Here is a 16,860-nt window from a genome sequence, read left to right on the forward strand (position 1 = left end):
TCTGAAGGGCATGCGGGGGACGGATGAGTCTCATCAGGATCACTGGCCCCATGGCTCCCACGGACGGGTCGGCTCAGGGAGCGAGTGAGAAGTAGCTCTCCTCCTCCTGGCTGAAGTGCAGGCGGAGGACGGAGTGGAGTCCGTAGAGGCAGGCGCGCAGGTCGTCGAGTTGTTCCGGCTTCAGGGCGCCCGCTTCGTCGGCCATGTGGAGGTGGGTGGTGATGCGGCGGGAGAGGCGGGCGATCTCGGCGTGGGCCCGGCTCATGGTCTCGGTGGTTTCCGGTCCGCCGAGTTGTCTGTTCAGCGCGGGGTAGAGCTGGTGTTCCTCCGCGTATTCGTGGGGGAGCAGCCGGGTGGTGAGCAACTGGTCGACGTGGCGCAGGGCGGCCAGTGATCCCGGAGCGTCCTGCGCGGAGAGCAGGCCGGCGGCTTCGCGGATGGCGTCGAGGGCGTCCCGGAGGTCGTCGTGTTCGGCCGCGAAGCGGTGGATGAGGACCTCGGCGTCCGGTTCGAGCGCGGTAGCGGCGCCACGGGCCGGCAGCAGTGCGCGCAGGGCGTTGAGGATGACGGCGACGTCGATGCCTTCCTGGAGAAGGGCGCCGACGGCGGGCGGCAGCCAGCCGAGGAGGGCCGCGATCATGGCGAGCAGTGACATCGCCATGCCGCCCGCGGCGCTCTGTACCGCGATACGACGGGCCCGTACGGCGATCTCCATGGCGTCGGCGAGGCGGTCGACCCGGTCGGTCGTGAGGACGATGTCGGCGGCTTCGGAGGTCGCGGTGGAGCCGCGGGCGCCCATGGCCACGCCGATGTCGGCGGCGGCCAGGGCGGGCGCGTCGTTGACGCCGTCGCCGACCATGACGGTGACGGCCCGTGCGCGTTCCTCCTGTACGGCCGCGACCTTGTCGGCGGGGAGCTGACCGGCCCGGACGTCGTCGAGGCCCAGGACGGCGCCCACTTCACGGGCGGGTTCGGCACGGTCACCGGTGAGCATGAGCAGTCGGGTCAGCCCCGCCGACCGCAGTCGGCGGACCGTGCGCGGGGCGTCGTGGCGCAGCGGGTCCTGGAGCAGGACGGCACCGGCGAGGGCGTCGTCGACGGTGAGCCAGGCGATGGCGGCCCCGTCGAGAACGGCCCGGTTGTCCACTGCATGGGCCCAGTCGGGGAGGGCCTCCTGAGGGACATCGGACTTGCCGACGCCGACACGGAGGCCGTCCACCGTGCCCGCGGGTCCGCGCCCTGGTTCCTCCGTGGCGTCGACGGGCATGGACAGTGCGAGGCCACGCGCTCGTGCTTCGCGGACGATCGCCTCGGCCAGCACATGCGCGGAGACCTGGTCGAGTGAGGCGGCCAGGCGCAGCACCTCGGACGGGGACTGCCCCGGGGCGGCGGCGACCGCCAGGACGTGCGGTCGGCCGACGGTCAGGGTGCCGGTCTTGTCGATCACCAGGGTGCGGGCCCGGCCCAGGCGCTCCAGCGCCCCGCCGTCCCGGACGATGACACCGCGGCGGGCCGCCCGCGACAGTCCGGAGACGACGGCGACCGGTGCGGCGAGCAGGAGTGGGCAGGGGGTCGCCACGACGAGGACGGCGACCGCGCGGACGGCGGACCCGCTCAGCAGCCAGGCGAGAGCGGCCAGCCCCAGCGACAGCGGCAGGAACCAGGCCGCGTAGCGCTCCGCCAACCGCACGGTCGGTGCCCGTTCCGCGCCCGCGTGCTGGGCCAGCCGTACGATCTCCGCGTACGTGCTGTCCTGCGCGGTGGCAGTCGCCAGGAGTTCGAAGACACCGCCCGCGTTGACCACACCGCTGCGTACGGGCTCGCCGGTGCCGCGCTCGACCTGGGCGGACTCGCCGGTCAGCACGGACTCGTCGAGTTCCGCCGTGCCGGCCAGGACACTGCCGTCGACGGGGACCACGTCTCCCGGACCGACCACGAGCACGTCGCCGACAACAACCTCGGCGAGCGGGACCACGGCCACGTCCCCGCCGGTCCGGCGGCGGGCCGAGCGGGGGGCGTGCTCCAGCAGGGCCCGCAGGTCGTGCGAGGCCCGGCGCTCGGCCGCGGCGTCCAGCGCCCGGCCGGTCGCCAGCATCAACGCGATCAGCGCACCCGCCAGGTACTCGCCCACGGCGAGGGTCCCGGCCAGCGCCAGTACCGCGATCAGGTCGACGCCGGCCCGTCCCTTCCGCACCGCGGCCAGGACCCAGGCCACGGCGGGAACGACGGCCAGCACCGTGCCGGCCGCCCAGCAGGCGTCGGCGACGCCCCGGCTCCCGGCCGCCCAGGCGATTCCGCCGCTCAGCAGGGCGGTCGCCGTCATGGCCAGCAGGGCCGGTTCGAGCAGTCCACGGGCACTCCGGGCCTGCCGCCCCTGCCCGTCGTCTCCGGTGGCTCCCAGCTGTGACACGGCAGTGGCCCTCCGGTTTCTCCGGGCGCGCCCGCCACCGGGTGCGGCAGCGTCCCCGGGTGTCCATGCAACCGCGCACCCGGCGACGGACGGCAGGGCCGAACGGTCCACAACGACGGGCCGGTCGGCCGATCCGGGCAGGGGCGGCGGAATCGTAGGATGTCGGCGTGCGTGTGCTGGTGGTCGAGGACGACCCGGGGATCGCTGCCTCCCTGGTGCTGGGGCTGGAGCGGGCCGGGTACCGGGCGCGCAGCGTCGACACCGGGCGGGAAGCGCTGGCCGCGGACCCGGAGCCCGATGTGGTGCTGCTGGATCTGGGGCTGCCCGACCTGGACGGGGTCGAGGTCTGCCGCCGGCTGCGGAGCCGTTCCCGGGCGGCGATCATCGTGGTGACGGCGCGCGGGGAGGAAGCAGACCGGGTCGCGGCCCTGGACGAGGGCGCCGACGACTACCTCGTCAAACCGTTCGGCCTGGCGGAACTGCTGGCGCGGATCCGGGCCGTACTGCGCCGCGTCCAGCCCTCCGACTCCGAGTTGCTGCGGCACGGCCCCCTCGCGGTGGACCTGCGGACCCGCAAAGTGACCGTCGACGGCCGCGAAGTCGCCCTCACACCAAAGGAGTTCGACATCCTGGAGTGCCTGGCCGCAGACCCGGGACGGGTGGTCACCCGACAGGAGGTCCTGGAGCGCGCCTGGGACGCGCACTGGTACGGCCCCACCAAGGTGCTGGACGTGCACATCGCGGCGCTGCGCCGCAAGCTCGGCGTACCCGGACTGGTGGAGACCGTGTACGGCCGGGGCTTCCGCCTCGGCGCACCCGATCCCGGCCAGGACCCTGACGCCGGTGCGCGATGACCCGGCGTATCGCACTGGCCTTCATCGCGCTGATCGTCATGCTGCTGGTCCTGGCGGTGGTGCCGCTGGGACTGTCCCTGGCACAGCGTGAGCGCACCTCTTTCCGGGACACGACCGAGGCGGTGGACCGGACGATCGCGGCGGCGGCCGAGGAACACCTGTCGGACCACCGTTCCGCCGCCTCCATGCGACAGCTCCTGGAGCAGGCCGAGCGGGCCGGGGACTGCGCCGCCGTCTTCGACGCGGCGGGACAGGTCGTGGCGGCCACCGAGTGCCCCGGGTGGCCAGGCGACGACGACACGGAGGACGAGGCCGCCGACAGCTGGGGCGACCTGGCGCACCAGGTGCTCGCCCACCCGGAGACGGCCACCCGTGAGCGGGACGACCGGCTGGTCGTCGCCGTGCCGATCGGCGACACCACGCGTCCGGTCGGGGTGGCCGTACTGTCCCGGTCGGCGGAGGGCACGAACGACCGGATCAGCGCGATGTGGGGACGGCTGGCGCTGATCGGCGCCGGTGGTCTGGTGGCGGGCGTGCTGTTGTCGGTGGCGCTGGCCCGGTGGGTCGGGCGTCCGCTGCGGGCCGTGGACGCCGCCGCGTTGCGGCTGGGCGAGGGCACGCTCGACGTACGGGCGCCGGGCGGGCACGGTCCGCAGGAGGTACGCAGGCTCGCCTCCACGTTCAACACCATGGCGGCACGGATGGAGGCCCTGATCCACGGGCACCGGGCGGTCGTCGCCGACGTCTCGCACCAGCTGCGGACACCGTTGACCGCGCTGCGGCTGCGGCTCGACCTGCTGGCGGCGGGCGCCGACGAGGCCACTGCGGCGGAGTTCGCCGGTGCGCAGGAGGAGATCGCCCGGCTGTCCCGGCTGGTGGACGGACTGCTCGCGGTGGCCCGCGCGGAGACCGCGGTACCCAGGCCGGTTCCGGTCCGGGTCGACCAGGTGGTGGACGAGCGGGTCACCGCCTGGGAGCCGGTGGCGCGCGAGCGTCGGGTCTCGCTCGTCGGCCGTTGCGGCGCCGGGCTCACGGCGTACCTGGGTGAGGGGGATCTGGAGCAGGTGATCGACAACCTGGTCGCCAACGCCCTGGACGCGGTGGGTGAGGGCGCGGCCGTACGCGTCGAGGGGAAGGCGACGCGCGAAGGGGTGCTGCTGCGGGTGGTGGACGACGGTCCCGGGATGAGCACGGCGGCACGCGAGGCGGCTTTCCGGAGGTTCGGCAATCCGGAGGCGTCCGGCAGCGGCCTGGGGCTGGCCATCGTGCACCGGCTGGTCACCGCCAACGGCGGCACCGTGCGGCTTCAGGACTCGGCCGGAGGGGGGCTGACGGTGGTACTGGAACTTCCCGCGCCGCCGTCGCTGGGGCCCGCGCGCGGTCGGCGGGCGGGGTCCTGACCGCTGCTCGGGCGAGATCTTAACCGCTTCTGAAGAACTCCTGAACCGGTTCCCGACGGGCCACCGGGCAGCCTGGGTGGTGGGACAAACCGGCCTCCTAACGAGGAGTTCATCCATGCCTCTTCCCGAGCAGCCCGCAGCCGCCGACCGATCCGTGCGCGATGCCGTCCGGCGCCGCGAACGAGGACTGCGCCGGGTGGGCGCCACGACCCGTTGGGTGGCGGTCGCGGCCGTCGCAGGTACCGCGGTACTGGGCGCCGGGTACGCGCACGCGCTCCCCGGCATCGCCCTGCCGACCGGATCCGCCCGGCACGGCAGCGGCACCAGTACGGGCACGAGCGGTGGCCTCCAGCCCGCCGGGCAGGCGCCCGCGCCGACCTCGCAGGCACCGCAGACCCAGTCGGGTGCGTCGTGAACACCGCACTGCCGGCCGCGACCGCCCGCACCGCTGCCACACGCTCGGCATACCCCGAGCCCGCCACCGCGGTCTTCTCCGCGCTGGGCACCACAGCCGTGCTGCTCACCGCGGACCCGGCCCGCGCCGACGACGCGCTGCTGATCCTGCGGGCCGAGCTGGCCGCCATCGACGCGGCGTGCAGCCGGTTCCGGCCCGACTCCGAGCTGTCCCGCGCCAACACCGCCGCGGGCAACGGGCCCGTACCGGTGAGCGCCCTGCTCGCCGAGGCCGTGGAGGTGGCCCTGCGCGCCGCCGAACTCACCGACGGAGCCGTGGATCCCACGGTGGGCCCGGCGGTCGTAGCACTCGGCTACGACCGCACCTTCGCCCAGGTGGCCGCGCGGCGGCCCGCGAACACCGAGCCGGCGACCGCGCCACGGCCCGCCGCCGGCTGGCGGTCGGTCCGCTGGGACCCGGCCCTGCGGCTGCTGCGGCTTCCCGCCGGTACGACGCTCGACCTCGGTGCCACGGCCAAGGCCCTCGCCGCCGACCGGGCGGCCCGCCGGGCCGCCGCGGCGGTGGGCTGTGGAGTCCTGGTCAACCTCGGCGGCGACCTGTCGGCGGCGGGCGAACCACCGTACGGCGGCTGGCGGGTGGCCATCGCCGATAACCATGCGGGTCCGGAGGGCGGTTGGCGGACCGGGATCGCGGACGGCCACGCGGCCCGGGAAGGCAGCGGGCAGGCCGGGATCACCGACGACCCCACAGCCCCGAACGCCGGTCCGCAAGCCGCGACCGCCGATCGCCACACGGTCCTGCACACCGGCCCGCAGCCCACGATCACTGACAACCACACCGCCCCGAACGCCGCCCTCCGGCACCCGGTCGTCTCGATCCGCGACGGCGGTCTCGCCACGTCCGGTACGACCGTACGGACCTGGCGGCGCGGCGGCCGGACCCTCCACCACATCGTCGACCCGGCCACCGGCGACGTCCCGCCGCCCGTCTGGCGCACCGTCAGTGTCGCCGCGGGCAGCTGCGTGGACGCCAACACCGCGACCACCGCCGCCCTGGTCCTCGGCGAACGCGCCCCCGACTGGCTGCGCGGCACCGGCCTGCCGGCCCGGCTGGTCCGCACCGACGGAAGCGTGCTGTGCCTGGGAGCCTGGCCCGCCGACGGGGGCGACCGATGAACGGCGCCGTCCTGCTCGCCGCGGGAACCTCCGGCCCCAGCCCGCTCTGGTACGCCACCAGGGCCGGCGGCACCGTCTCGCTGGTCCTGCTGACCGCGACGGTCGCGCTCGGCATCGCGACGGCGGGACGGTACGCGCCGGTCCGCCTGGGCCGGTTCGAGGTGTCCGCGCTGCACCGCAACCTGTCGCTGCTCACCCTGGCCTTCCTGGGGATGCACATTGTCACCGCCATCGCCGACAGCTACGCACACCTCACCTGGCCGACGGCCTTCGTGCCCTTCGTGGCCTCGTACCGTCCGCTGTGGGTGGGCCTGGGGGCGGTGGCCCTGGATCTGCTCCTGGCGGTCGCGGTGACCAGCGCGGTCCGCGGACGCCTGGGCCTGCGCCTGTGGAAGGCGGTGCACTGGCTGGCGTACGCGTCCTGGCCGGTGGCGCTGTTCCACGCGGCCGGCACCGGCACGGACACCCGTCTGGGTCCGCAACTGGTGCTGTACGCGGGCTGTCTGCTGACCGTCGTGGCCGCCGTGTGGTGGCGGCTGGTCCGGGCCGGAGCGCAAGCGGTCCGGGTGCGCCGGTGGGCGACGGCGGCCCTGGTGCTGGTGCCCGTGGCGCTGGTCGCGTTCCTGGCCGGCGGGCCGTTGCGGCCCGGCTGGGCACACCGCGCGGGCGGCACGGCACAGGCCCCGGCGCCGTCCACCGCCCCGGTGATCCCCCATCAGTCGTCGACCCCACAGCAGCAACAGCACGACCAGGAAGCCGAACACGAGGGAGACGACGCCGAATGAACTCCGACACCGGGACCGGGACCGTACTCGCCGGAGACCATGCGGCGGCCCCCTGCGGCCCCTACGGCGAACGCCTCCTCCACGGCTGGTACGACACCGGCCGGACCGCCGACCTGACGGAACACCTCGGCCGCTACGGCCCGGTCCCGTTGTCCTCGGCACGCAGCCGCGGGGCCGCCATGCCGCTGGTACGCGCCGTGGAGGAGGCCGGGCTCACCGGCCGGGGCGGCGGGGGCTTCCCCACCGGCCGCAAGCTCCGCTCCGTGGCCGGGGGGAAGGGGCCCGCCGTGGTCGTCGCCAACGGCATGGAGAGCGAACCGGCCAGCCACAAGGACGAGGTGCTGCTCTCCCTCGCCCCGCATCTCGTCCTGGACGGCGCGGTGCTGGCGGCTGTCGCGGTCGGCGCGAACGTGGTGCACCTGTGCGTGCCCCGCACCCGGGCGACGCAGGCGGACCAGCTCACCGCGGCGGTCGCCGAGCGGCGCCGCGCCCGGCTCGACCCCGTACCGGTCAAGGTACACACGCTGCCCCACCACTTCGTCTCCAGCGAGGAGACATCCCTGGTGAGCTGGCTGAACGGCGGCGACGCCCGCCCCCTCGCCACCCCACCACGCCCTTTCGAGAAGGGCGTCGGCAAACGCCCCACCCTGATCGGCAACGTGGAGACCCTGGCCCACCTCGCGCTGATCGCCCGCTACGGCTCCGCCTGGTTCCGCGAGAGCGGCAGCCCCCGGGCACCGGGCACCACATTGGTCACGGTCTCGGGCGCCGTCGCTCACCCGGGGGTCTACGAGATCCCGGCGGGCAGTCCGGTGCCCACCGCGCTGAGCCGGGCCGGTGGCCCGCTGGGGCGGCTCGGCGCCGTGCTCGCGGGCGGCTTCTTCGGCAGCTGGCTGCCGGTGCCGCTGAGCACCACGGCCCCGGAAAGGGGTGCGGGTGTCCTGGTGGCGCTGCCCGAAGGCACCTGCGGCCTCGCCGAGACGGCAGCCGCGCTGGAGTACCTCGCGGCGCAGAGCGCCCGGCAGTGCGGGCCGTGCCGGTTCGGACTGCCGGCCGTTGCCGAGGACTTCGCCGCGCTCGCCCGGGGCACCGCCGACGCCCGGCGGATCGACCGGCTCCACCACCGCCTCGGGCTGCTCCCGGGGCGCGGCGCGTGCAGCCATCCCGACGGCGGAGCACGGCTGGCCGCCTCGGCGCTGCGGGTCTTCGCCGACGACGTCCACCGGCACGTACACGCAGGGCCGTGCCGCGCCGCGTACGCCCCCCTCGTCCTGCCCGTGCCCGCAGCCCGGCCCCCCGAGGAGGAGGAATGGCGATGACCCGCGCCCAAGCCGAAGCCCAGGCCCACGTCCTGGCCGTCGATTTCGCCGCCTGCGACGGACACGGCCTCTGCGCCGAACTGCTGCCCGAACTGGTCGGCCTGGACGAATGGGGCTACCCCGTGCTTCGCCGCCCCACAGTCCCGCCCGATCTGCTCCCTCACGCCCGACGCGCGGTGGCCGCCTGCCCGGTGATGGCACTCCGTCTGAACCGCGTGCCCACTCCTGCGCCCGACCAACTCCCGACCCGCGGCACAGCCGCACCACGCCGAGCGGTGTCCCACGGACAGCCGGGATGACCGTCGATCGCCGTGCCGTCGTCGGACCGGTCCGCGATCGATGTGCGACTGCCTGACTGCCTGACTGCCTGATCGGGCGATCCGCGTCCAGCCGGGCGACTCGCGTCGGCTCGGACTCGCCAACTGACCGTCGGCAACAGGGGGATGGGGCCGAATGGCCCCGTGCGCGGCCCCGGTGACCCCTCCCGCAAGGGCAGTTGAGGGACGACGGTGGCAGCGAGGAACACACCGAGCAAGGGGAGGTGCGGATCATGCTTGCGTCCGTCATGGCCGGAGTGGACGGATCTGCCGAGAGCCTGGCCGCCGCCGAATGGGCGGCCCGGGAAGCGCTGCGCCGCGGCCTGCCGTTGCGGCTCGTGCACGCCTGGGACCGGCCTTCGCACCCGGCGGAGGAAGAGTCCGAGAGCGCGGTCCGACGGCATCTGGCGCGAAGTTCTCTCCGGCAGGCGCAGGATCGGGTCCTGGCGGTGTGCCCGGATGCGCGCCTGGTCAACGAGCTGGTGGAGGGCCCCGCGGTCGCGGAGCTGCTGAAGGTGGCCGAGGAGTCCGAGCTGTTGGTGCTGGGCTCGCGCGGCCTGAGCGGGTTCACCGGGTTCCTGGTGGGTTCGGTCGCGCAGGGTGTGGTGGCCCGTGCCACGCGCCCCGTGGTTCTCGTCCGGGGCGGCGAGACGGCTGCTGACGAGCTTCTGCCGACCGACGACAACAGGGTGGGCCGGCGGACCGGGTACCGGGACGTGGTGCTGGCCGTCGACCTGGATGCACCCGGCGACGCCGAGATCGAGTTCGCCTTCGAGGCGGCCCGGCTGCGCGGCGCGCGGCTCCATGCCGTCCACGCCTGGCAGACGCCGGTCCTGGGGCTCGGTCCCGGTGAGGTCGACCTGCTCAACGACCCGCACCGGGCCGAGGAGTGGCAGAACCTCCTGAACGGCGCGCTGCGGCTGTGGCGCGACAAGTACCCGGACATCGAGGTCGTTGCGACGGTGACCAAGGAGCGGCCCCAGACCGCGCTGATCCGGGCCGCCTCCGGAGCGTGTCTGCTCGTTGTCGGCCACCGCATTGCCGAGCGGCCTCTCGGCCGCCGTACCGGCCCCGTGACCCACGCCGCCGTCCAACACGTCGACTGCCCGGTCGCCGTGGTCTCGCACGTCTGAGGAGCGACCACCGTGATGACGTACTGGAACCACCACGACATGAGCGGATGGGACTGGTTCGCGATGTCGATCGGCTCGGTCCTGCTGTGGGCCGTGCTCCTGACCTTCGCCGTCCTGCTCATCCGCAACCTGACCCACACATCCCGGCGTCCGAACACCCTCGCCGCGCCCTCGCCCGAGCAGGTACTCGCCGACCGGTTCGCCCGCGGGGAGATCGACGAGGAGGACTACCGCAACCGCCTGGCCGTCCTGCGTACGGACGGTTCCAGGCTCACCGAACACTGAGGTCCGAGGTGGGCGACGATCGGCGGGAGAGGCCCGTCCGTCGTCCCACCCCGTTTGCTTTCCCGTTCCGGTCTGTCCCGGCGACGGCGGCGCGGGCTGTCCACCGAGGGCCCCGATCACCCGGGGACTCGTCGGGCCCAACCGGTCCGCAGTCGGGGGCCAGTTGGTGTGTCGATGGGTCCGTCCGGCCCCTGTGGGAGCGCCGGGGGCGGCACGAGTCTGGAGTCCAGTGGAGCGCCTCTTCCGTCCAGGGAGGGTGCCTGGAGAGGGGTGGACTGCGATGAGTGGACCGGTGGTCGTGGGAGTGGATGGTTCGCGGTCGGGTCTGGCGGTGGTGGAAGTCGCCGCGCGGCAGGCCGAACGGCGCGGAGTCGGCCTGGAGTTGATGCAGGTCATCGGTTGGCCGTCCGGAGGCGCACGATCGGGAGTTGCCTCGTGGGACGTGGCCGGGACCGGCGCGCTGGCCGAGGCCGAGCGACGTGCGCTCAGCGCCGCTCCGGGCGTACGTGTCTCGCGCGAAGTTCTTGCCGGAGAACCCGGGAACCTGCTGGCGGCAGAGTCGCACCACGCGTCCCTGACCGTCGTCGGAAGCAACGGCACACGTGGGCACGGCACCCTGCGCGACGACTCGCTCGCCGGGTGTCTGTCCGCACGCGCGTCGGGTCCGCTGCTGGTGGTGCGCGGCAGGCCGGACCCGGCCGGCCCCGTGCTGCTCGCCGTCCACGGCACGTCGACACTGCGGGGAGCCGCCGAATTCGCCTTCGCCGAGGCCTCGTTGCGGGGAGCCGACCTGGTGGCCGTGCATCTGCGGCACGTCGTCGCCACACGGCCGCAGAGCGGGTCCACAACCGCCGTGACGGACGACGGCGAGGACCTCGCGCTCGCCGAGACCCTGTCCGAACTGCGCAAGCGGTATCCGGACGTCACCTTGCGCTGCCGTCGCCCCCAGGGCCGATCCCGCCGAGCCCTCGTCGAGGCCAGCGGCGACAGCCAGCTCCTCGTGGTCGGCGTGCGTAGCTGGTCCCGGTTCGGAGGCGGCCTGCTGGACCCGGTCGGTCGGACCGCCCTGCGCGAGGCCGACTGCCCCGTCGCCCTGGTCCGCTGCTAGTCCCCGAAGGACGGCCGAAAAAGAGAGTGGCCGGTGGAGCACCAGACGGTGTTCCACCGGCCACTCGCACGTGTGACGGACGACCCGATCCAGGGCCGTGGCCTCGGACGACGGTCGTTCAACGCGCGGTCGCACCCTGCACGGCGGTCGGCTGTGAGCCCTGCTCCAACGACTGACCGACCGACCGGCGCGGCGAGGCGGGCCCCTGCCTGCCGTATCCGAGGCGGAGCACCATTTGTGTGTGCTGCCGTTCGCCGTCCGCGAGTTGCTCGCGCAGGTCGGGCCATTCCAGTGCCTGGTGGAGGAGCGATGCCCGCACACCGTGGGCGGTCGCCACCAGCAGGACACGTTCGAGCGCCTCTCCGGCGCGCAGCCAGTCCGTGCGGCGGTCGTGGAGCGTGGACAGTACGGCGACGGAGGGTCGTTTCTCGAAGGGGCGGGCGGCGAGTGCCGTCGGGTGTCGGTGGGCGCCGAAGTCCCGGACGGGTATCCGCTCCCGGAAGTCCTGCGGGCCGATCACCTCCGGTGGCATGCCGAGCGAGGCGGCGTCGGGAGGGTGGACCCAGCGGCGGCTCTCCACGGCCCGGCCGGTGTCCGCGATGTTGCGCTGCTCGGCCTCCCGGGTCAGCCGCAGCAGCCGGTCGGTCTCCGCGGGTCCGGGGAGGGCCAGCACGGCGCCTTCCGCGTGGGCGGCCTCGGTCAGTTCGGTCAGTACGGAGCTGGGCACCGGCCGGTCGGAGAACGGGAAGCGGCTGCTGTGCCGGCGCCACACCGCCTCGTACAGATCGGGCGCCGCCGAGAACCGGGTGGTTCCGGCGAGTCGTACGGTGGCGAGCAGGTCCGGTTCGGCGGGCCGGGGGAGCCGTCGGGTCACGGGTTCCCAGCCGCAGTGGGCGACCGCGACGCGCAGGTTGAACAGTGCGCAGCCGACCGAGAGGTGCAGGGCGCGTCCCGATGGGTCGGTGTGGCGCAGGCCGCGTTCCGCGACGGCCCGGATCTCCAGCGTGACCGTGTGCGGGTCGAGCCGGAAGCGCCAGGGCTGGGTGTTGTGGATCGAGGGCGCGGCGACGGACGCCGCGATCAGCGTTTCCAGGGTCGGGACGTCGAGAACCGTGCTGGACATGGGGTCTCCTCCCCGCCCGGCGCCCGAAGGCGGCAGGGCTGTTCGCTGTTCCTGTCCAGCGTGCTGGCGTGGGGAGGGCCGGAGGGAGGGGCCGTACGGCCTCAGGTCGGGCCGGACGGCCCGGCGCGCGGCTCAGGCCCCGGAACGGTCGCCGGACGCCGGCTGTTCCAGGTGCGAGGCGAGGACCGCGGCCTGTACCCGGCGCTGGACGCCCAGTTTGGCGAGCAGCCGGGAGATGTGGTTCTTGACCGTCTTCTCCGACAGATACAGCCGTTTGCCGATCTCGCGGTTGGTGAGTCCGTCCCCGATCAGCGCCAGGATCTCCCGCTCGCGCGGCGACAGACTCGCCAACTCCGGTGCCATCTCCGGGGTTTGGACGGGTTCGGCCCGCAGCGAGCGCATCAGGCGGGCCGTCGTCGCGGGGTCGAGCATCGACTGGCCGGAGGCGACGGTGCGTACCGCCGAGACCAGGTCGGAGCCCTTGATCTGCTTGAGGACGTAGCCGGACGCCCCGGCCATGATGGCGTCGAGCAGAGCGTCCTCGTCGTCGAACGAGGTGAGCATCAGTACCGCCAACTCCGGCATCTGGTCGCGGAGTTCGCGGCAGACGGTGATGCCGTCGCCGTCGGGGAGGCGTACGTCGAGGACGGCGACGTGCGGGCGCACCGCGGGGGCTCGTACGAGGGCGTGCTCGACGTTCTCGGCGTCGCCGACCACCGAGATGTCCTCCTCGGCGTCCAGGAGGTCGGACAGACCGCGACGGACGACCTCGTGGTCGTCCAGCAGGAAGACGCGGATCGGGTCCTGCGCGGTAAAGGTGTGTGCCTCGGCCATCTCGACGCCTCGTTCCCCGGAGTATGAACGGACTGCGGGTCGTCCGTGACCTCGATCATCACCCGCCCGGCCCGGCAGCACTAGGGCCGACCGGCCCAACCGGCCCTTTCGACCTGTCCCGACCGGCCCACATACGACGGTCCGGCGGCCCCTCCCGGCGGCGAGCGCCCGGTGAGACCTTCCTGTTGTTCTCGTCTCCACAAGGCCCGTGAGGGGGTGTGACCGATGCGGAAGACCAAGCGCGTGAAGGTCCTGGGGTGGCGCTGGCGGCGCAACGAACTGCGCAGGCACAGCGACGCGGTCGAGGCGTGGATCGTCCTGGCCGCCTGGGCGTTCGCGACAGCCGGGGGCGCCGTCGCAGGGGTGGCGGGCGCCCAGGCCGTCGAGACCGCGCAGGCGAGGAGCGGAGCGGAGCATGGGCCGGCCACGGCCGTACTGCTCGGCACCGTGCCGCGTGGTGGACGCGCCCCGGCCACCTATAACCGCGTGCGGGCGAACGTGCGCTGGACCGACGCGCAGGGCACCGTCCGTACCGCCACGGCGGACGTGAAGGCCGGAACCCCCGTCGGCGGCTCGGTACCGGTGTGGACGGACGGGCACGGCCACCTGGTCGACGAGCCCGCGAGCCCGGCGGTGGAGACGGCACGCGTGGTGCTGGCCGGAGCAGGGGCCGGACTGGCCGGTGGGCTGTTCGTACTCGCGGGCGGACGGCTGATCCGGCTGCGGGTGGAGCGACGGGCCACCGAGCGGTGGGGCGAGGAGTGGGAGCGGACCGGGGAGCGCTGGGGGCGCAGGACCGGCTGAGACGCCGTTGCCTCGTCGGTGGTCGGTGGTCGGTGGTCGGTGGTCGGTGGTCGGTGGCCGACGGGGCAACGGCTTACGTGCTCATGGCCCTTCCGGCGCTCTCGCTACGCCGAGCGGTCGTCGGGCCCGTCGAGTCCGAACTCCACGTCCACGACCCCCTCGACGGCTCGCACCAGCCGCGCTGCCACGGGAACCAGGGACGTGTCCCGCACCCGGCCGCCGAGCCGTACGACACCGTCCCGGACCTCGACCCGTACCATCGACGCCGGGCCGGGGAACAGGTACGCGACCACCTCGCGCCGTATCTCCTCCGCGATCTCCTCGTCGTCCCGGAGGAACACCTTCAGCAGGTCGGCCCGGCTGACGACGCCCTCCAGCCGGCCCGCGTGATCGACGACGGGCAGCCGCTTCACCCTGGCCCGAGCCATGGTCCGAGCGGCCTGCGCGAGGGTCGCGCCCGCGCCCACGGTCAGGGCGGGCGACGTCATCAGCTCGCCCGCCGTCACCGAACCGGCCTTCGCGAGGTCGGACAACCGGCGCAACTGGGTATGCCGGTCGGGGTCGTCGTCGCGGAACTCCTCCTTGGGCAGCAGATCGGCCTCCGAGACGATCCCGATCACGCGGTCCGCCGCGTCGAGCACGGGCAGGGCACTGACCTTCCGTTCCTGCATCGTGCGCACGATGTCCTTGAAGGCGGCCCCTCGAACGACGGTGGCGACGGTACGGGTCATCACGTCGCTCACGATGTGCGGTGATCCATGCATGGTCACTCCTCGCTCGTCACGGTCCCTCGGCGCGGTCACCGCATGCCGCCGCTGCCGTAGGGGGCGTACAGGTCCAGCAGCCGGGTGCGGGCCGAGCGGAGCCGGTGGGCCACGATGTCGCCCACCCACTGGAAGACGTTCACGCCGAACGCGGGATCTTCCGTGCACAGCCTGCGTACGGCCGTGGCGTCGAACTCCCAGGCCCGCACCGGGGTTGTCGCCTCGGCGCCCAGGTGCCAGGAGTTCGGGCCGAACAGCCAGGACCAGCCGACGAGTTCGTTGTGACCCAACGATTCGATGACGGCGGCCTGACGGCCGGGCACGTGCATGTCGAGGGCGATCGTGCCGGTGCGGATGATCCAGAACCGGTCGGCGTGGGCGCCCTCCTCGAAGAGCCGGGTGCCCTGCGGGACCGACACCTCGCGAGCGAGCTTCATCAGCTGTTCGCGGTGCTCCGGGGGCAGCGCCCGCGGCATGCTCATGGTCGGGGAAGTGTTCATGGCGTACCTCCGGAAAGCGTCTGGAACTACCACTTCCAGCGTCCGCCCGTGTGTCCCGACGGACCATGGGCCACCCGGCCCGCCGACCGGGCCGACCGGTGCCCCGGGAGAGCCCTACGGCACCCTGTGCCACCGGGCTGCCCGCGGTTCGATGGAACCGAGAGAGGTACTCGACCGACATGAGGAGGTGGACACCGTGGGTACGACCTTGACACCGGAGTTCTGGAGGCAGTTCGCCGTCCTGCTGGTGATCGCGACCGCGGCCACCGTCGTGGTCGGCGCCGCACTCGACGCGGTGGTGCTGCGGATGCGCGCCCACCGGACACCGCGGCGGCCGACGGCCACACCGGTGGTCCGCATACACCGGCCGACCCGGGGGACTCCCGTCCACCACTGACACACCGAGCACGACGAGCCGACCCGACAGGTCACCGAGGGAATTAGGTGACCTGTCGCTCTGTCGCCCACCGGGAGCAGGGGTGCCGTCGGCCTCCCCGCCATGGGTTCGTACGATCGGACAGTGAACAGGCAGACCACGGTGCGCACGGGGCGGAAGCAGGTCTTCGGGACTGTCCTCTGCGCTGTGATCGCCCTTTCCCTCTTCGGTGTCGCCGTCTACATGGCCCTCTCGGCCGTCGGGCGCCTGGGGCTGGTCGGGCAGCAGCTGACCATGCGGGTCACGGACTGCGAGGCGTCCGCGCCGGCCACGACATCCCGGGGCGGCGGTCATCCCGACCTCGATTGCAAGGGGTTCGTGGATCCGGCACGGGCATCCGGCGGCCGTACACGCCGGATCACGGCGACCGGCTTCTCCTCCGAGCCCGTCTTCGGCGTGCCCGTGAAGGTGGCCAAGGAGCCGTGGGGATCCTGGGTGCCGGTGGACCAGGGCGCCTGGAACCGGCTGGGCCGCGCGCTCTCCCCGCTGATCCCGCTCGCCTTCGCCGTCCTGTTCGCCAAGGTGCCTGTGGCCGTTTACCACCGGTGGAGGACCTCCAGGCGGATGCCCGCGGGGGCCTCGGCTCAGAACTCGGCGTAGGGAGACGTACTCCGCCGCCGGGGAGCCCTGTTCCGTCGGTCGCCCACCCGCACCCGCACATCGTCGTCGCCCCTCGGCGGCAACGCCCTCCTGCTTCTGGGCGCCGCGTAACCCGCCATTGAGTCAACGGCCGTCGGAGTCGCCGTGCGCCGACGCGCGCTTGATGCTGCGAACTCGGCGGAGCCGCGCCGGACCGTCCCGCTCCAGAGGGCGGTGGCTTCGGGGCCCTTCAATGCCGTGGCTCTTCTCGCCTCGGAGGCGGCCGGGTGGAGGCCAACTGGCCCTGTGGAAGGGGTCGTTCAGCCCGGCGGCCACGGACCAACGGCATCAGTCGGCCGACGCCCCGGCGTACAAGAGTACGGGGTGCAACGAACGACCTGACACCTCGAAAGGACCACGATCATGGCCGTGCACGAGCGTCCGCACCGCACTTCCGGCTTCCACCTGCCCGCGTTCCGCAGGAACGGCTCGGCGTCGGACGGAGCCACGACGGCCACCGCGGCGACCACTGCGGCGCGTGGCTACGCCTTCGCGTCTCTGCGTCTGCTGACCGGGTTCGTCTTCTTGTGGGCGTTCCTGGACAAGACGTTCGGGTTCG

Annotated in this window: 18 protein-coding genes and 1 pseudogene; 14 read left to right on the top strand and 5 right to left on the bottom strand. The window is 73.4% G+C overall.

Annotated features, from left to right (window positions below; genetic code table 11):
- Positions 1–73: 73 nt before the first annotated feature.
- Positions 74–2,323, bottom strand: coding sequence for a heavy metal translocating P-type ATPase (locus tag OC490_RS48330; protein ID WP_262064450.1), 2,250 nt, complete (start codon positions 2,321–2,323; stop codon positions 74–76).
- Between the two features lie 254 nt (positions 2,324–2,577).
- On the opposite strand from OC490_RS48330, the gene OC490_RS48335 reads away from it, so the two are divergent.
- The 10 genes from OC490_RS48335 (at position 2,578) to OC490_RS48380 (ending at position 11,201) form a co-directional block, all read left to right on the top strand.
- Positions 2,578–3,264 (top strand): response regulator transcription factor, encoded by a 687-nt coding sequence (locus tag OC490_RS48335; RefSeq protein WP_262064433.1) that lies wholly within the window; start codon positions 2,578–2,580, stop codon positions 3,262–3,264.
- On the top strand, positions 3,261–4,664 hold the full coding sequence (locus tag OC490_RS48340) for a sensor histidine kinase (protein WP_262064434.1): 1,404 nt from the start codon (positions 3,261–3,263) through the stop codon (positions 4,662–4,664). The genes OC490_RS48335 and OC490_RS48340 overlap by 4 nt, the downstream gene beginning before the upstream one ends.
- Positions 4,665–4,779: 115 nt before the next feature.
- Entirely contained in the window at positions 4,780–5,079 is a 300-nt protein-coding gene (locus OC490_RS48345) for a hypothetical protein (RefSeq protein ID WP_262064435.1), read from the top strand.
- A complete protein-coding gene (locus tag OC490_RS48350) occupies positions 5,076–6,254 on the top strand; it encodes an FAD:protein FMN transferase (protein WP_262064436.1) in 1,179 nt (392 codons plus the stop codon). The genes OC490_RS48345 and OC490_RS48350 overlap by 4 nt, the downstream gene beginning before the upstream one ends.
- The gene (locus OC490_RS48355; protein ID WP_262064437.1) at positions 6,251–7,039 is read left to right on the top strand and encodes a ferric reductase-like transmembrane domain-containing protein; all 789 of its coding nucleotides are present in this window, start codon (positions 6,251–6,253) and stop codon (positions 7,037–7,039) included. Before OC490_RS48350 ends, OC490_RS48355 begins: the two co-directional genes overlap by 4 nt.
- A complete protein-coding gene (locus tag OC490_RS48360) occupies positions 7,036–8,358 on the top strand; it encodes an NADH-ubiquinone oxidoreductase-F iron-sulfur binding region domain-containing protein (RefSeq protein WP_262064438.1) in 1,323 nt (440 codons plus the stop codon). Before OC490_RS48355 ends, OC490_RS48360 begins: the two co-directional genes overlap by 4 nt.
- On the top strand, positions 8,355–8,657 hold the full coding sequence (locus OC490_RS48365) for a ferredoxin (protein ID WP_262064439.1): 303 nt from the start codon (positions 8,355–8,357) through the stop codon (positions 8,655–8,657). The genes OC490_RS48360 and OC490_RS48365 overlap by 4 nt, the downstream gene beginning before the upstream one ends.
- 251 nt (positions 8,658–8,908) lie before the next feature.
- The gene (locus tag OC490_RS48370) at positions 8,909–9,808 is read left to right on the top strand and encodes a universal stress protein (protein ID WP_262064440.1); all 900 of its coding nucleotides are present in this window, start codon (positions 8,909–8,911) and stop codon (positions 9,806–9,808) included.
- Positions 9,809–9,823: 15 nt separating this feature from the next.
- Positions 9,824–10,093: an SHOCT domain-containing protein gene (locus OC490_RS48375; protein ID WP_262064441.1), complete on the top strand. Its 270-nt coding sequence runs from the start codon at positions 9,824–9,826 to the stop codon at positions 10,091–10,093.
- Positions 10,094–10,373: 280 nt separating this feature from the next.
- Complete coding sequence (locus OC490_RS48380; RefSeq protein WP_262064442.1) at positions 10,374–11,201, top strand: universal stress protein; 828 nt, start codon at positions 10,374–10,376, stop codon at positions 11,199–11,201.
- Between the two features lie 118 nt (positions 11,202–11,319).
- On the opposite strand, the gene OC490_RS48385 is transcribed toward OC490_RS48380, so the two are convergent.
- Together OC490_RS48385 and OC490_RS48390 are read right to left on the bottom strand one after the other, a co-directional pair.
- Positions 11,320–12,324 (bottom strand): Acg family FMN-binding oxidoreductase, encoded by a 1,005-nt coding sequence (locus OC490_RS48385; RefSeq protein WP_262064443.1) that lies wholly within the window; start codon positions 12,322–12,324, stop codon positions 11,320–11,322.
- A gap of 132 nt (positions 12,325–12,456) precedes the next feature.
- The gene (locus OC490_RS48390; protein WP_262064444.1) at positions 12,457–13,158 is read right to left on the bottom strand and encodes a response regulator; all 702 of its coding nucleotides are present in this window, start codon (positions 13,156–13,158) and stop codon (positions 12,457–12,459) included.
- A 225-nt stretch (positions 13,159–13,383) separates the two neighbouring features.
- On the opposite strand from OC490_RS48390, the gene OC490_RS48395 reads away from it, so the two are divergent.
- Positions 13,384–13,962 carry a hypothetical protein gene (locus OC490_RS48395; protein WP_262064445.1) on the top strand — a complete coding sequence of 193 codons (579 nt, stop codon included), beginning with the start codon at positions 13,384–13,386 and terminating at the stop codon, positions 13,960–13,962.
- Between the two features lie 104 nt (positions 13,963–14,066).
- Here OC490_RS48395 and OC490_RS48400 read toward each other — a convergent pair whose 3' ends face one another.
- Positions 14,067–14,726 (bottom strand): CBS domain-containing protein, encoded by a 660-nt coding sequence (locus OC490_RS48400; protein WP_262064446.1) that lies wholly within the window; start codon positions 14,724–14,726, stop codon positions 14,067–14,069.
- Between the two features lie 35 nt (positions 14,727–14,761).
- Positions 14,762–15,226 (bottom strand): Crp/Fnr family transcriptional regulator, encoded by a 465-nt coding sequence (locus OC490_RS48405; RefSeq protein WP_262064447.1) that lies wholly within the window; start codon positions 15,224–15,226, stop codon positions 14,762–14,764.
- 196 nt (positions 15,227–15,422) lie between these two features.
- Here OC490_RS48405 and OC490_RS48410 point away from each other — a divergent pair, with 196 nt between their 5' ends.
- The 3 genes and pseudogenes from OC490_RS48410 to OC490_RS48420 form a co-directional block, all read left to right on the top strand.
- Positions 15,423–15,623 (top strand): hypothetical protein, encoded by a 201-nt coding sequence (locus tag OC490_RS48410; RefSeq protein ID WP_262064448.1) that lies wholly within the window; start codon positions 15,423–15,425, stop codon positions 15,621–15,623.
- A gap of 123 nt (positions 15,624–15,746) precedes the next feature.
- Positions 15,747–16,262, top strand: a complete 516-nt coding sequence (locus OC490_RS48415) for a DUF4701 domain-containing protein (RefSeq protein WP_262064449.1) — start codon at positions 15,747–15,749, stop codon at positions 16,260–16,262.
- Between the two features lie 402 nt (positions 16,263–16,664).
- Positions 16,665–16,860 (top strand): annotated as a pseudogene (locus OC490_RS48420) (hypothetical protein); the annotation flags it as partial.

It is taken from the genome of Streptomyces sp. STR69, assembly GCF_024519455.1.
Lineage (GTDB): Bacteria > Actinomycetota > Actinomycetes > Streptomycetales > Streptomycetaceae > Streptomyces.

What these genes read in the sequence shown, in the direction of transcription:
- OC490_RS48330 (WP_262064450.1), bottom strand. Translation starts at nt 2,323, where the DNA reads ATGACGGCGACCGCCCTGCTGAGCGGCGGAATCGCCTGGGCGGCCGGG.
- OC490_RS48340 (WP_262064434.1), top strand. Translation starts at nt 3,261, where the DNA reads ATGACCCGGCGTATCGCACTGGCCTTCATCGCGCTGATCGTCATGCTG.
- OC490_RS48345 (WP_262064435.1), top strand. Translation starts at nt 4,780, where the DNA reads ATGCCTCTTCCCGAGCAGCCCGCAGCCGCCGACCGATCCGTGCGCGAT.
- OC490_RS48355 (WP_262064437.1), top strand. Translation starts at nt 6,251, where the DNA reads ATGAACGGCGCCGTCCTGCTCGCCGCGGGAACCTCCGGCCCCAGCCCG.
- OC490_RS48360 (WP_262064438.1), top strand. Translation starts at nt 7,036, where the DNA reads ATGAACTCCGACACCGGGACCGGGACCGTACTCGCCGGAGACCATGCG.
- OC490_RS48365 (WP_262064439.1), top strand. Translation starts at nt 8,355, where the DNA reads ATGACCCGCGCCCAAGCCGAAGCCCAGGCCCACGTCCTGGCCGTCGAT.
- OC490_RS48370 (WP_262064440.1), top strand. Translation starts at nt 8,909, where the DNA reads ATGCTTGCGTCCGTCATGGCCGGAGTGGACGGATCTGCCGAGAGCCTG.
- OC490_RS48375 (WP_262064441.1), top strand. Translation starts at nt 9,824, where the DNA reads ATGACGTACTGGAACCACCACGACATGAGCGGATGGGACTGGTTCGCG.
- OC490_RS48380 (WP_262064442.1), top strand. Translation starts at nt 10,374, where the DNA reads ATGAGTGGACCGGTGGTCGTGGGAGTGGATGGTTCGCGGTCGGGTCTG.
- OC490_RS48385 (WP_262064443.1), bottom strand. Translation starts at nt 12,324, where the DNA reads ATGTCCAGCACGGTTCTCGACGTCCCGACCCTGGAAACGCTGATCGCG.
- OC490_RS48390 (WP_262064444.1), bottom strand. Translation starts at nt 13,158, where the DNA reads ATGGCCGAGGCACACACCTTTACCGCGCAGGACCCGATCCGCGTCTTC.
- OC490_RS48395 (WP_262064445.1), top strand. Translation starts at nt 13,384, where the DNA reads ATGCGGAAGACCAAGCGCGTGAAGGTCCTGGGGTGGCGCTGGCGGCGC.
- OC490_RS48400 (WP_262064446.1), bottom strand. Translation starts at nt 14,726, where the DNA reads ATGCATGGATCACCGCACATCGTGAGCGACGTGATGACCCGTACCGTC.
- OC490_RS48405 (WP_262064447.1), bottom strand. Translation starts at nt 15,226, where the DNA reads ATGAACACTTCCCCGACCATGAGCATGCCGCGGGCGCTGCCCCCGGAG.